The organism is Weeksella sp. HMSC059D05 (assembly GCF_001809725.1).
GTDB lineage: Bacteria > Bacteroidota > Bacteroidia > Flavobacteriales > Weeksellaceae > Weeksella > Weeksella virosa.
Window position 1 is genome coordinate 164,869 of the sequence record NZ_KV798521.1, and the last position, 14,595, is coordinate 179,463.

General features: G+C 35.3%; 12 protein-coding genes. 9 read left to right on the plus strand and 3 right to left on the minus strand.

Annotated elements, in window-relative coordinates; translation table 11 throughout:
• Nucleotides 1–10: 10 nt before the first annotated feature.
• Nucleotides 11–811: a hypothetical protein gene (locus HMPREF2660_RS02270; RefSeq protein WP_070485502.1), complete on the minus strand. Its 801-nt coding sequence runs from the start codon at nt 809–811 to the stop codon at nt 11–13.
• A 217-nt stretch (nt 812–1,028) separates the two neighbouring features.
• On the opposite strand from HMPREF2660_RS02270, the gene fsa reads away from it, so the two are divergent.
• Entirely contained in the window at nt 1,029–1,685 is a 657-nt protein-coding gene (gene fsa / locus HMPREF2660_RS02275; RefSeq protein WP_013598739.1) for a fructose-6-phosphate aldolase, read from the plus strand.
• 140 nt (nt 1,686–1,825) lie between these two features.
• Here the strand turns inward: fsa and HMPREF2660_RS02280 are convergent, their stop codons facing one another.
• Both HMPREF2660_RS02280 and HMPREF2660_RS02285 read right to left on the minus strand, forming a co-directional pair.
• Entirely contained in the window at nt 1,826–2,626 is an 801-nt protein-coding gene (locus tag HMPREF2660_RS02280) for a Cof-type HAD-IIB family hydrolase (RefSeq protein WP_070485503.1), read from the minus strand.
• A gap of 45 nt (nt 2,627–2,671) precedes the next feature.
• Nucleotides 2,672–3,484 (minus strand): TerC family protein, encoded by an 813-nt coding sequence (locus tag HMPREF2660_RS02285; protein WP_052295793.1) that lies wholly within the window; start codon nt 3,482–3,484, stop codon nt 2,672–2,674.
• A 129-nt stretch (nt 3,485–3,613) separates the two neighbouring features.
• Here HMPREF2660_RS02285 and HMPREF2660_RS02290 point away from each other — a divergent pair, with 129 nt between their 5' ends.
• From HMPREF2660_RS02290 to guaA, 8 genes are all read left to right on the plus strand, one after another.
• Entirely contained in the window at nt 3,614–4,522 is a 909-nt protein-coding gene (locus tag HMPREF2660_RS02290; RefSeq protein WP_013598742.1) for a DMT family transporter, read from the plus strand.
• Between the two features lie 109 nt (nt 4,523–4,631).
• The gene (locus HMPREF2660_RS02295; protein ID WP_141743533.1) at nt 4,632–5,543 is read left to right on the plus strand and encodes a T9SS type A sorting domain-containing protein; all 912 of its coding nucleotides are present in this window, start codon (nt 4,632–4,634) and stop codon (nt 5,541–5,543) included.
• A gap of 223 nt (nt 5,544–5,766) precedes the next feature.
• Nucleotides 5,767–6,780, plus strand: a complete 1,014-nt coding sequence (locus HMPREF2660_RS02300) for a 3-oxoacyl-ACP synthase III family protein (RefSeq protein ID WP_013598744.1) — start codon at nt 5,767–5,769, stop codon at nt 6,778–6,780.
• Between the two features lie 105 nt (nt 6,781–6,885).
• Complete coding sequence (gene lpdA / locus HMPREF2660_RS02305) at nt 6,886–8,286, plus strand: dihydrolipoyl dehydrogenase (RefSeq protein ID WP_070485505.1); 1,401 nt, start codon at nt 6,886–6,888, stop codon at nt 8,284–8,286.
• A gap of 389 nt (nt 8,287–8,675) precedes the next feature.
• On the plus strand, nt 8,676–9,374 hold the full coding sequence (locus HMPREF2660_RS02310) for a pseudouridine synthase (protein ID WP_070485506.1): 699 nt from the start codon (nt 8,676–8,678) through the stop codon (nt 9,372–9,374).
• 10 nt (nt 9,375–9,384) lie between these two features.
• A complete protein-coding gene (gene tilS / locus HMPREF2660_RS02315) occupies nt 9,385–10,680 on the plus strand; it encodes a tRNA lysidine(34) synthetase TilS (protein ID WP_013598747.1) in 1,296 nt (431 codons plus the stop codon).
• Nucleotides 10,674–12,764, plus strand: coding sequence for a protein-disulfide reductase DsbD family protein (locus HMPREF2660_RS02320; protein ID WP_070485507.1), 2,091 nt, complete (start codon nt 10,674–10,676; stop codon nt 12,762–12,764). The genes tilS and HMPREF2660_RS02320 overlap by 7 nt, the downstream gene beginning before the upstream one ends.
• A 272-nt stretch (nt 12,765–13,036) precedes the next feature.
• A complete protein-coding gene (gene guaA / locus HMPREF2660_RS02325; RefSeq protein ID WP_070485508.1) occupies nt 13,037–14,569 on the plus strand; it encodes a glutamine-hydrolyzing GMP synthase in 1,533 nt (510 codons plus the stop codon).
• The last annotated feature ends 26 nt before the right edge of the window (nt 14,570–14,595 follow it).

Consider the following 14,595-nt stretch of genomic DNA (forward strand, 5'->3'; position numbering starts at 1 on the left):
TGTTTAGGGGTTATGGTTGAACGAATTTTATAAGTTTTGTTTGGTTGTCGATAAGATATTCTATGCTCAACTCATTTTCATTCATATAACCAATGGTTTGGTATTCTTCTTTGCCGTTTATAACCGTAACTTTATATATACCATCTTTTGTAGACGGAGAAAAGCGCGCAACGATATTCGATGTAGTTTCTTCTATCAACAAATAATTATTCGTGGCGATGGTTTCTAAATAATATTTTTTCCCATCCGAATAATAAAGCTGGTGATACTTTTTAGGTGTTTCTTTTGTCGTTTTTTGTTTTTGGGGTTGATTTTGCTTTTCTACCTTTTTGTTTTTTTCTAAAATAGGCATAGGTTTGTTTTTCGTTACTACCACGTTTTTGGCCGAAGCAGTTTTTCCGTTTTGTGGAGGCATTTTATTGATTGCACTTTTCAGTGCATCTCGATAACCTTTTTCATAATCTTTTATTCTCGATTTACCATCAAATTTTGCCAATTCATTTTCGGTACAGTTGTAAAAATATACCTCTAATTCATTCGATAAAAAATTGCGTACTTTTTTCACGTTTGCAGTCGCAGCCAAACAAGGATCTGCTTTTAGCTCTGCGTTCCAAGATTCTACAACATCTGATACCAATGTATATGATTTGTTTCGTAACAATATTTTTAGGTATTGGTTGAGTTTGTATTGGTTTTCTTTGAAATCAGTAAACTTTTCAGGTACGATGACATATTTGTAGTCGGAAACATTATGTTGTGCTTGCACTTTCAATCCTGCAAAGAACAATGCGAGAAGGATATTTTTTTTCATTTTATCAGATCTATATTTCAATCAAAAATACAAAAAATATACGGATGCATTCGAAAAAAATACTCTCTTCCTTGGCTCTTTATACCATGACGGTAGGATGAGTGACTTGCGTTTATTCTTCAAAAGAATCGATAAAATATTATTATAATCCAATCAATAATAGAGATGTTTCCGATCAAAGGACGTATTTTTGCATAACAATTCAACAAACAAGAACATGAAATTTTTTATCGACACAGCAAATTTAGCAGAAATCAAAGAAGCACAAGATCTTGGTGTTTTGGATGGCGTAACCACGAATCCTTCTTTAATGGCAAAGGAAGGAATTGCAGGAGAAGAAAATATTCTCAACCATTACAAAGCAATCTGTGACTTGGTGACCGGAGATGTTTCGGCAGAAGTTATTGCAACCGATTTCGAAGGTATGGTGAAAGAAGGAGAAGCATTGGCAGCTCTTAATCCACAAATCGTAGTGAAAATCCCGATGACCAAAGATGGGGTGAAAGCATGTAAATATTTCTCACAAAAAGGAATCAAAACCAATGTTACTTTGGTCTTTTCGGTTGGGCAAGCTCTTTTGGCTGCAAAAGCTGGTGCAACGTATGTTTCGCCATTTATCGGGCGTTTAGACGATATCTCTACCGATGGACTTAATCTGATCGAAGATATTCGTTTGGTCTATGATAATTATCTTTTTGAAACGCAAATTTTGGCCGCTTCTGTTCGTAATACAATGCATATAGTGAATTGTGCAAAAATCGGAGCAGATGTTATGACTGGGCCATTGTCGTCTATCTTAGGTTTACTAAAGCATCCTTTGACGGATTCTGGTTTAGCTCAGTTTTTAGCAGATTACGCGAAAGGTAATAAATAAGAAAAATTTGTATCATTTAATCATGAAATAGAAGTCAGGCTTCCTCTGTATGAGAAGGTCTGACTTTTTTCGTAATTCATTCTCATAAACGAGTAACTTCTCGACCAAAAATTAAAAATATAGATAGACAGTTTTCTCTTTTAGTCTAATAAAGATTTTAAAACCTCTACAACAGCAAATTCATTGTTGTTTCCTGTCTGCAAACGAGCAATTTCTTTAACAAGCGGATGCGCATTTTCCATCGCAAAACTATAATAAGCCTCTTGCAACATTTCTATATCATTAAGATAGTCACCGAAAACAATGGTTTCTTCAGGAGAAATGCCTAATGCTTGTTGCAACTTTCTCAAAGCTTTTCCTTTATTGGTGTGCTCATTCATTATATCTATCCAATTTTTTCCTGAAACTACAACCTTTAAACCTTTTTGGTCTAGGTGTTGAAGTGCAGGATACAAATACTTTTCTGCATTTTTCGGATGATGAACTGCTACCTTTATAATTTGATCTTCGGATAGATAATCCAAAACATTGTCTACCAGAAGGTTTTGGTAGTAAAAGTTTTGGAATAATTCTATGAAATCACTATCCTTACTTTCTACATAGGCATGTTGAGTACCACAGACTACAGAATTTGCTAGCGGAATTTGTCGGGTGAGTAGTACAATTTCTGTCACTTTTTCTATAGGCAATGTATCTGTAAAAAGAACTTTATTCTGGAAAGTTACATAGCTTCCGTTTTCGGCAATAAAACCTATCTCTTCTTGTATCGGATGAAAATAATGCAACAAACTATAGTATTGACGTCCACTTGCAGGAACGAACAAAATCCCTTGATTTCGCAACTTCCGATAAACCTCGAAAAACTCTGGATGTAGCTGATGTTGATCATTTAGTAAAGTGCCATCCATGTCGTTAACAACTAATTTTACTTTTCCTTTCATGATTTTTTTAGTAAGAAAAAAGACCTCGTTTCAGAGGTCTGTCGCTTATGATTTTGTTGTGTTTTCTGTTGTGTTTTCTGTTGTGTTTATATTGCGTAATTCGACCGGGTTTCGGTTGTTTTTTTTCATGCGCAAATTCAAAAATTCTACTAACATAGAAAAGCCCATCGCAAAATATATATATCCTTTCGAGATATGTTGGTCAAAGCCTTCTGCAAGCAAAGATACACCAATGAGTAATAAGAAAGATAAGGCGAGCATTTTTACAGTAGGATGATTATTTACAAAGTTACTGATTTTAGTTGCGGAAATCATCATAACCAAAACGGCAATAATTACGGCTGCAATCATGACCTCGATATGTTTGGCCATACCGACCGCTGTGATTACTGAGTCGAGAGAAAAAACAAGGTCGAGAATAAGGATTTGTACAATTGTACCGGCAAAAGAGTGTACTTTTATATTGGTTGACTCTTCGACATCGCCTTCTAGTTTGTGATGGATTTCTACGGTCGATTTATAAATCAGAAATAATCCTCCAATCAATAAAATTAGATCACGCCCTGAAATTGCTAAATTATCTAAAATATCGGGGTTGTCGATTCCAATCAATATGCCTAAATTAAATAAGGGTGTTGTAAGCGTCATGACCCAGGTAAGAGAGAATAAGAGTAAAACTCTCGTTATCATGGCAAGGGCAAGCCCTAATTGTTGCGCCTTTTTCTGTTGATGTTTGGGTAATTTACCCGATAGAATAGAAATAAAAACAATATTATCTATTCCCAAGACAATCTCTAAAAGTGTTAAGGTTCCGAGGGCAATCAATCCATCGGCGGTTAAGAAAACTGTATAATCCATGTGTGTATGTCTATTGAGCGAAAATATTAAAAATTTCAATCCGAATATTTCTTTAGGATTATTTTTTTTAAAATTTTTAATAGAATCCAAACCTCAGAAAAACCACTTACTTTTGCATAAAAATATAGCATGTTTTCTAATGTACAATTACGATTGCAATTCTTGATTTTGTTGTGGGGATTTACTGGGGTTTTCGGTAAACTTATTACTCTATCTGCATTGCCAATTGTATGGTATAGAACGGGAGTGGCCGCTTTGGCAATTTTTTTGTATCTACATCTGAAAGGGGTGAAAATAAATATCTCCCAATCTCAATTGTTGCAGTTTTTGGGTATAGGTTTCATTATTGCCTTGCATTGGTTTACATTCTACTGGTCGATAAAGGTTTCCAATGTTTCGGTTGCACTCAGCACATTGTCTATGGGTGCTTTGTTTACATCATTTCTAGAACCTCTTTTTTTTAGACGGAAAATAGATTTCCAAGAAGTGATTATCGCTATTGTCGTAAGCGCCTGTGTAATGATAATTTTTCGGGCAAGTCCACAATATGCTTTAGGGATTGGCCTTGGTATTCTTTGTAGTTTTTTGTCGGCACTCTTTTCGGTACTCAATGCAAAAGCGCAGAAGGGTAGTAATCCAATTAATATTACGTTGATCGAAATGTTAGGTGGCTTTATCTGTATTAACTTATTGATGATATTCGTCCAGCCCAAAAGTTTTGTAGAAGTCTTTTCGGTCGATTGGATAAATTTCGGGTGGTTGATATTATTAGGAGTAGTTTTTACGGCATTTGCACAAATAGAAATGGTTGCATTACTAAAACATGTAAGCCCATATACATTGCTGTTGAATGTTAATCTAGAACCAGTTTACGGTATAATTTTAGCCTATTTGATTTTTGGACAATCAGAACAAATGTCGAGTATATTTTACGTTGCTACAGGGGTGATGATTTTCGCAATAGTTATAAATAGTTTGATAAAAAGAAAAAGAAATTCGAAAAAAGGACATTCTGTACTTGATAATAAATTAAAATAATAAATGTTAAGTTTTTATTCTTTAAGCTTCATTGTTTAATAAATTTTAAAAATCGAGCGGTTTTTCAAGATAGTAACGCTAAATTTGAGTTGAATTTAAATAGTATATTTTGAAAAAGATTTACACATTGTTGTTATGCAGTTTTTTTGGGTTTTCATTAGCCCAAAATGCAATTAGATTAAAAAAAGATTATCCCGATTTCACTATCAATCAATCATTACTATCAATAGAAAATAAGGAAAGTTGTGGTTTCGAAATTCCTAGCAATAATTTTCAAGACGCTTTTGGATCAGTGAGTTCAACGATGATTTTTGCTGATGATTTCGTGGTACAATCACACTCGAAATTAACAGTAAAAAATGTTAGTTTTAATTTGATTCTTAAACAAGAAAATACAATCCATAGCATTGATCTTTATTTCTATACAAACAATGATGGCCAACCAGGAGAATTAATCAAAAAGTTTGCAGAAGTTCCTGTTTTTTCATCAGAAATTGTAGGTCAATATGAAAATAATGAAGTTAGAAAAGTGTCACTGGAAATACCAGAAGATTTCGTTTTAGAAGGTAAGGATAAAGATGAAGTTTATTGGTTTGGTATTTTTGCAAATGCAGATACAGATGTAATTTATTGGGAAAGTAGCTACGTATCCAACTCACAATATTCAGCTGGTATGTTGATGGACGATGTTTTTTGGATATCGCAAGCAGAGTTGTGGGGATTAGATTATGTAGAATATGTTTTTAGTATAACGGGTGACTGTGAGTTTTTATCAACTACAGATTTAGAAAAAGTTGATTTAGCAATTTCGCCTAATCCAACCAGTGATTTTCTTACAATTCAATCAAAAAATATTATAGATCGTATAGAAATTTATAATAATTTAGGACAAAAAGTTTTATCGAGAGAGTTAAAAAATAGTTCAAAAAAAATAGATGTAAATTCATTATCAAAAGGAAATTATATCATTCAGATTACTAATGAAGGTGAAAGTTTATTTAGGAGATTCATCAAGAACTAAACGATTAAATATTTATTTTAAAAAAATATAATTTAAAAAAGAAGTAATTATTTCGCTTCTTGTTTATTAATACTATAAATTTTTAGTCTTTGTATTGATTATATATTATTTTAAAAATCAATTTTTATAAAAATTATATTTTCGGTTCGCTTAAAATAACATTTATAAAGAATTGTTTAGTAATAAAATATCATAAATTTGCGGAATTGTAACGTATTAAGAAATGATCAAATCAAGAATAACAGGCATTGGCCATTACGTACCAGAGAGAGTCGTAACCAACGATGATTTAGCTCAACTTATGACTACCAATGACGAGTGGATTACCGAACGAACCGGTATAAAAGAACGACGTCATGTAGAACCAAACAAAGGAATTACTTCGACAGATCTAGGGGTTGTCGCAGCTAAAAATGCTTTGGCCGATGCAGATCTCACACCGAAAGATATCGATTTTATTATTTTTGCCACCCTTTCGCCCGATTATTATTTCCCAGGAAATGGAGTTTTGCTACAGCGCGAGCTAGGTTGCGATACTATAGGTGCCATGGATATTCGAAACCAATGTTCGGGCTTCGTTTATGCACTTGCAACAGCCAACGCTTTTATACAAGCAGGGCAATACAAAAACATTTTGGTAGTCGGAGCCGAAGTTCATTCGTTTGGTTTAGATTATTCTGATGACGGAAGAAATGTTTCGGTAATTTTTGGTGATGGAGCAGGTGCTGTTATTTTATCAGCAAGTGACGATCCAAACCGTGGAATTCTCAATACCAATTTGCATTCTGAAGGAGAGTTTGCAGAGGAATTAGCTGTTCTTTTTCCAGGGACCAAATTTGGTTGGAGTGATGTTTTATTAGAGAAAGACCATTTTTTGACCAAAAAAGAAATTTATCCGTACATGAACGGTAATTATGTTTTCAAGCATGCAGTTACTCGTTTTCCCGAATCAATAGAAGAAGCACTAAAAGCGGCTGATAAAACACCAGAAGATTTGGATCTTTTTATTCCGCATCAAGCCAATTTAAGAATTGCACAGTTTATACAAAAACAATTGAATCTCCCAGACGAGAAGATATTCAATAATATCCAAAAATACGGTAATACCACTGCAGCATCAATTCCGATTGCACTTAGTGAAGCCAAACAAGCTGGGAAAATAAAAGAAGGGGATCTGGTTTTGTTAACCGCTTTTGGGAGTGGATTCACCTGGGGATCTGTATTAATGAATTGGTAAAACTTTATTGGTGCGATTAATTAATTTTAGATAGGATAGGATAAAATTCTAGCCAAAAAACGATATATTTGTTTGATAAACATTAAAAAGAAAAAGTAATTAGATATGAGTTCGTATGATATTGCCGTTATCGGTGCTGGTCCTGGAGGATATGTTGCAGCGATTCGTGCTGCACAATTGGGTTTTAGAACTGCAATTATAGAAAAAGAAAGTTTAGGTGGTACATGTCTCAATGTTGGTTGTATTCCATCAAAAGCATTATTAGATTCGTCGCATCATTTTTACGATGCGAAAACCCATTTCAAAGAGCATGGAATCGATATCAATGCACCCAAAATAAACATGAAACAAATGATTGCTCGTAAAGCAGACGTTGTAAAGGTGAATGTTTCAGGGATTAAGTACCTTATGGATAAAAATAAAATCGATGTTTATTATGGTACAGGTACATTTAAAGATGCTACTCATATAACCGTAACCGACGCAGAAGGTAAGACACAAGAAATAGAAGCAAAAAACACCATCATTGCAACCGGATCTGTTCCCTCAGAATTACCATTTGCTAAAACAGATGGTAAAAGAATCATTACCTCTACCGAAGCTTTAGAATTAACCACAGTGCCAAAACACTTGATTGTTATTGGAGGTGGAGTCATTGGTCTAGAATTGGGTTCTGTTTACTTGCGTTTGGGAGCTGAGGTTTCTGTGGTAGAATATGCAGACCGCATTATCCCAGGAATGGATAGCGCTTTATCGAAAGAGTTGACCAAAGTTCTCAAAAAACAAGGAATGAAGTTTTATACCTCAACCAAAGTAACTTCTGTCGAAGCACAAGGAACAAAAGTTACTTTAAAAGCAGAAGATAAAAAAGAACAAGAAGTGGTTCTAGAAGGAGACTTTGCACTAGTTGCTGTAGGCCGAAGAGCTTATACAGGTTCACTAGGATTAGAAAATGTTGGGGTAGAAGTAGATGAAAGAGGACGTGTAAAAACTAATCAACATTTACAAACCAATATTCCTAATATTTATGCAATAGGAGATGTAGTTGCTGGAGCGATGTTGGCACACAAAGCAGAAGAAGAGGGTGTTTTGGTTGTTGAACAATTAGCTGGTCAGAAACCACATATCAATTATAACCTGATTCCTGGTGTAGTTTACACCTGGCCTGAGGTAGCAGGAGTTGGTAAAACAGAGGAACAATTAAAAGAAGAAGGAGTAGAATACAAAGTTGGTTCTTTCCCATTCAAAGCATTAGGACGTGCTCGTGCCTCAATGGATACCGACGGTTTTGCGAAAATTTTGGCCGATAAAAACACAGACGAAATCTTAGGAATGCATATCATTGGTGCCCGTGCGGCTGACCTTATTGCAGAAGCCGTTGTTGCAATGGAGTACCGCGCATCGGCAGAAGATATCGCTCGTATGTCACATGCTCACCCGACTTTTGCAGAAGCAATTAAAGAAGCCGCATTAGCCGCAACCGATAACCGAGCAATCCATTCATAACAAAAAATCAGAAAAGAATATTTTTTCTATTAATAAAAAAAAGACCGTTCTACTTTGTATAGGACGGTTTTTTTGTTCATATGACTTTGAAAGAATAAACAGGTGAAAATAAAAATCATTGCCATTGGCTTTGTATAGCTAAATGACAGTATGAGCATTTTATGCACAAATGATGAGGCTGGAAAATCTAAAAGAAAAAAGAAACGATAAACTTTGCAAGACAATAATTAGAGAAACTTGTTCTACAACAGACCAATGAAACAACCTATCTGATATAAAGGAAAAGTAACCGACATCTACTGCCAATAAAAGTCATTCTATTATAAATCTAAAATCGACTGTACATAAGGAAATTAAAAATTGATAATCTATTTCTCTATTTTTGCAGCATGATAGAGATTTTATACCAAGACTCACGCTTAGTAGCCATTCACAAACCTCCAGGATTATTAGTGCATAGGTCCTACTATGCACGGGATGTAAAACAATTTGCCGTCCAAGAATTGAGAAATTTTTTGGGCGGACAGCACGTTTATCCTATCCATCGATTAGATAGAAAAACCGCTGGAGTACTTTTGTTCGCCTTAGACAAAGAAATGCTAAGTCTGATGAATGAAATTTTCAACTCGCGTGCTGTAACTAAAGAATATTGGGCAATTGTAAGAGGATATACAGAGCAAGAAGGAGTGATCGATTATCCATTGACCAATGACGATGGCCAGAGACAAGATGCCAAAACATATTACCAAACACTACAACATGCAGAGATAAACTTGCCTTTTGGCAAACACGCTACCTCACGTTATTCTTTGGTGAAAGCATTGCCAGAAACCGGTAGAATGCATCAGTTACGGAAACATCTACGCCATATTGCTCATCCAATTCTAGGTAGTCGTCCGCACGGATGCAACAAACAAAACAAATTATGGTTAGAGAATTTCCAACTAGAGCAGATGATGCTTTTGGCAAGAAGCTTAAGGTTTACACATCCCGAATCACAGGAGGAAGTTTGTATCAAAGCTAATCCAACAGCAGAGTTTTTACGTGTATGTGAAATCTTGAAAATAAACATGACCAATTTTTTATAACTTTGGTGGGATGAACCTGAAAACGGAAATCCAAAATCGAATAGAAAACAATCAACTCGGCAAAGCTAAATTTCTCCTTACTATTAGCGGCGGAGTAGACAGTATGGTTTTATTCCATATTTTCCGTCAATTATCTTATACTTTTTCGGTAGCACATTGCAATTTTCAGTTAAGAGGAAACGACTCTGATTTAGATGAAAAGTTGGTAGTTGACACTTGCACAAAAAATAAAATCCCTTTTTTTGTCGAAAAATTCGATGTAAAAGAATACCAATCGACAGGGAATTATTCTATAGAAATGGCATGTCGAAATCTTCGATACGAATGGTTTAATAAACTTCTAATCACTCATAAATTTGATTATTTAGTGATGGCACATCATCTCAATGATCAATTAGAAACTTTGTTGATAAACTTATCTCGAGGATCGGGTAGCAAAGGTTTGATGGCGATGGAGGAAATCTCTAATAAAATTTTTCGGCCTTTGCTTACTTTTTCTAAAAAAGAAATCGTTGATTACGCAATGCAAGAAAAAATTATTTGGCGAGAAGATCTAACTAACCAAGAAAATGATTTTATTCGGAACCAAATTCGTAATCAAATCACACCATTGTTGGAGGAAATTCACCCTCAATTCTTGAAAAATGTCAATAAATCATTAGCGATACTGGCCGAAGAAAACCAACTAATAGAAAATTATCTTCAAACCAAAAAAAAAGAACTCTTCAGGCAAGAGAAGGAATATGAGGTAGTGAAAATTAATTCGTTAGAAAAATTGAGTCCTATAAATACTCATCTTCATTATTTTTTTTCACCTTTTGGTTTTTCTGTAAATGAAATTCGTAAGTTGTTGATTGCTAGTACAGGAGCCGAAATGCAGTCTGAAACACATCGAATACTAAAAAATCGTAATTTTTTGCTAATCAAAAAGAAAGAAAATAAAAAAAATGATTTATATGTAATCCATTCGATAGAAAATTCCTATTATTGTCCAAATTTATTTTTTCAGAAAACCAAACGTCATCCAACACATGCCGATGAAACCTTGGATTATGATAAGATCAAATTCCCTTTAGTTTTTCGGCCAATAGAAGAAGGAGATGTTTTTTTTCCGCTCGGAATGAAGGGAAAAAAAAAGGTGAGTAAATTTCTGAAAGATGAGAAACTTTCTAAGTTCGATAAAGAAAAGGTTCGAGTTTTAGTTGATAATCAGCAACAAATTCTCTGGGTTTATCCTTTACGAATTGATGAGCGATACAAAATAACACAGGAAACTATTAATTTCTTAAATATCAAAATATGTTGAAATATTTTTGGCTTTTCTTCTTGATGCCACTAAGTTTATTCGCGCAGTTTGAAACGCCTGCAAGATGGTCTACATCGGTAAAAGAACTACCAAATAATGAGTTTGAAATTATTGTCTCTGGAAAAATTGATGATGGATGGCATATTTATTCTATCAAACATCCAGATGGAGGAATCGGAATTCCGGCTACATTTACGGTAACACCTTCTACGAATGTAAAATTAGTAGGAAAATCGAAAGAAGTAGGAAAACTAATCGAGAAATATAGTCAAATATTTGAGCAGGATGAAAAGTATTATGAGAAAAACGTAAGGTTCATTCAGAAAGTAAAAGTCACTGATGAAAAACCAGTTGACGTTGCGTACATGCTAGAATTTCAGATGTGTGACGCCGAGAAATGTTTGCCTCCAGATGAATATACAGGCAAGGTAAAATTAAGTCCAAAAGCAGTGGTGGCTGACACGGCAGTTGAAGAACAAGCGACAACTGCAGAATCTTCGGCGATTTTGGCTTCGTCTACAGATTCAATTGTTTCAACCTCACAAGAGGCTGATCAAGCACTTGTAGATACTACAGAAGTAACAACAAAAACCTTGTTGAAAGAAGATATTGACGAATCTTTGTTGGCAGAAAACGAAAAGAAAAATAACGGCTTATTACGCATATTTGTATTAGGCTTCTTGGGAGGATTGGCGGCTTTTTTCATGCCTTGTATTTTCCCTATGATACCGTTAACGGTAAGTTTGTTTACTAAGCAAAGCAAGACCAGAGGAGAAGGAATACGTAAAGCGATGGTGTACGGTTTATCCATTATCGCCATTTATGTTTTACTAGGATTGGTGGTAACTTGGTTACTTGGGCCATCTGCGCTTAATGAAATGTCAACCAATCCTTGGGTGAACTTAGCTTTCTTTGTTGTGTTCTTGATTTTTGCTTTATCCTTTTTCGGTGCATTCGAAATTACTCTTCCATCAAAATGGGTAAATTTTGCCGATAAAGGAGCAGACAAAGGAGGGATGATCGGAATCTTTTTTATGGCTTTCACATTAGCCTTGGTTTCATTTTCGTGTACAGGACCCATCATCGGATCGTTACTCGTGCAAGCAACCCAAGAATCAAATTATTTCGCTTTGATAGTCGGAATGCTCGGATTCTCATTAGCCTTGGCAATCCCGTTTACCCTTTTTGCAATGTTCCCGGGTTGGCTAAACTCTATGCCAAAATCTGGAGGTTGGTTAAATACAATCAAAGTTTCTCTAGGATTTCTAGAATTAGCATTGGCCCTAAAATTCTTATCAAATGCAGATTTGGTTTGGCAATTACATTGGTTAGAACGCGAAGTGTTTATTGCAGCTTGGTTAGGGATTTTTATATTGCTCGGAGCTTATTTATTAGGTATGTTCAAGTTAGAGTTGGATGGACCTGACCAGAAAATTGGGGTAACACGATTGATGTTTGCAACTCTCACTTTCTCTTTCGTGTTCTATATCTTACCAGGAATGTGGGGTGCACCACTAAAGATTCTTAGTGGATTGTTGCCTCCGATGCACTATGCCGAGTCGCCCAACGGATTAGCAGGTGAGACAACTGTGAGTTCTGAAACTGTTGCCAAATACGAAAACCCTAAAATGGTCGCAGGACCACACGGGATTCCGTTATTCAAAGACTTTGAAGATGCAAAAGCTTATAGTCTGAAAGTAAAAAAACCAATCTTCATAGATTTTACAGGACATGCATGTGCCAACTGTAGAAAAGTGGAAGATCGAGTATGGATAGATCCTCGTGTAAAGAAAATTCTGACAGAAGATGTTGTTGTAGCATCACTTTACGTAGATGAAAGACAAGAATTACCAGAAGAAGAAAAAGTATATTCCGAAGCCCTAAAGCGAAATCTACGAACAATCGGAAATAAATGGACAGCATTCGAAATGGAACATTTCAATGCCAATGCACAGCCTTATTATATCATTGTCGATGAAAATCTGAAACGTTATTCAAAACCAATGCAGGCAGAATATGATATTGATGTTTACTTAAAATGGTTACAAGGTGGTATCGATAAATACAACGAAAGTCATCCATAAATTTTAAAAAGCATACAATAAAAGAACTCTCATATCTTATGAGAGTTCTTTTTATCTGAAGAAGAAGCATATAAGTAGAAGAAAAAACTATTTATATTGTTATTATATTTGATGATGTAAATCGTATATTGTAGGTTGCTTATTGAAATACTACAATATTTTTTATGTTTATAAAAAAACACTTATTCAATAAGCCAATATATACAAAGAAAATTATCTAATAATTAGTTTTATTTTTTGATGTTGACTAATTTTGCTCAAACAAACAAATCATGACACACGGTATTATTATCCTCGATTTCGGCTCGCAATATAATCAATTGATTGCCAGACGAATCCGAGAATTTGGTGTTTATGCAGAAATCGTTCCCTACACAACACCTATCGAAGAAATAAAAAAACTTCAACCCAAAGGAATTATTCTATCAGGCGGACCTTCTTCCGTTTCTGGGGAAGATGCAATACTAATCGATTCCGAAATATTCCAAATCGATGTGCCTATATTGGGTATATGCTATGGCATGCAACTCATTGCGCACCTTTTGGGTGGTGAAGTAAAAAAAGGAGTAAAAGGAGAGTATGGCAAAGCAACTTTTCAGCTGTTAAATCCAAATCGACTTTTCGATAATGTCCCAAGAGAATCAACCATCTGGATGAGCCATTTCGATGAAGTTATTCAAGCACCAAAAGGCTTTCAGATTACTGGTAAATCAAGTGTAGAGATTGCATCTTTGGCCAATGAAGATCAAAAAATCTATGCCGTGCAATTTCATCCAGAAGTTACCCATACAGAATTTGGTACAACCATTTTATCGAATTTTGTATTCACTATTTGTCAAGCAGAAAAAAACTGGCATTTAGAAGATTTCATCGAAACCGAAATCAAAAGAATAAAAGAAGTTGTAGGCGATAAAAAAGTTATCTTAGGATTGTCGGGCGGAGTAGACTCTTCGGTTGCAGCAGTTCTTATACATCGAGCTATTGGCGATCAGCTGACCTGTATTTTTGTCGATACTGGACTTTTGAGAAAAGATGAAGGAAAAAAAGTGATGGAAAATTATGGGAAACATTTCCAAATGAATATAAAAATGGTGGATGCTTCCGAACGTTTTCTATCCAACCTAAAAGGAATAGATGATCCCGAAGCTAAAAGAAAATCCATCGGACATGATTTTGTTGCTGTTTTCGACGAAGAATCTAAAAAATTCGGTGACGCATCTTTTCTAGCTCAAGGAACAATTTATCCAGACGTTATCGAGTCGCAATCAGTAAAAGGACCGTCAGCAACCATTAAATCTCACCATAATGTAGGAGGTTTACCAGATGAAATGAAACTCACATTGCTCGAACCATTGCGCGAGCTTTTCAAAGATGAAGTACGCCAAGTAGGGGTTGCTTTGGGTATCCCACGAGAATTAGTTTACCGCCACCCATTTCCGGGGCCTGGTTTAGGTATCCGAATTTTGGGCGAAGTAGATGCCGAAAAAGTAAGAATTTTGCAAGAGGCAGACGATATCTTTATTCAAGAGCTATATAAAAATAATTTGTACGATGAAGTTTCGCAGGCCTTTGTGGTTCTATTGCCGGTGAAATCTGTCGGGGTTATGGGGGATGAGCGTACCTACGAGTATACCGCTGTTGTTCGTTCGGCCAATACTATCGATTTTATGACCGCCACTTGGTCGAAACTACCTTATGAATTCCTAGAAACAGTTTCCAATCGTATCATCAATGAAGTACGTGGAATTAATCGTGTGGCTTATGATATCAGTTCCAAACCACCTGCAACAATAGAGTGGGAGTAATAAAGATATTAAGTAGAATAAGATCG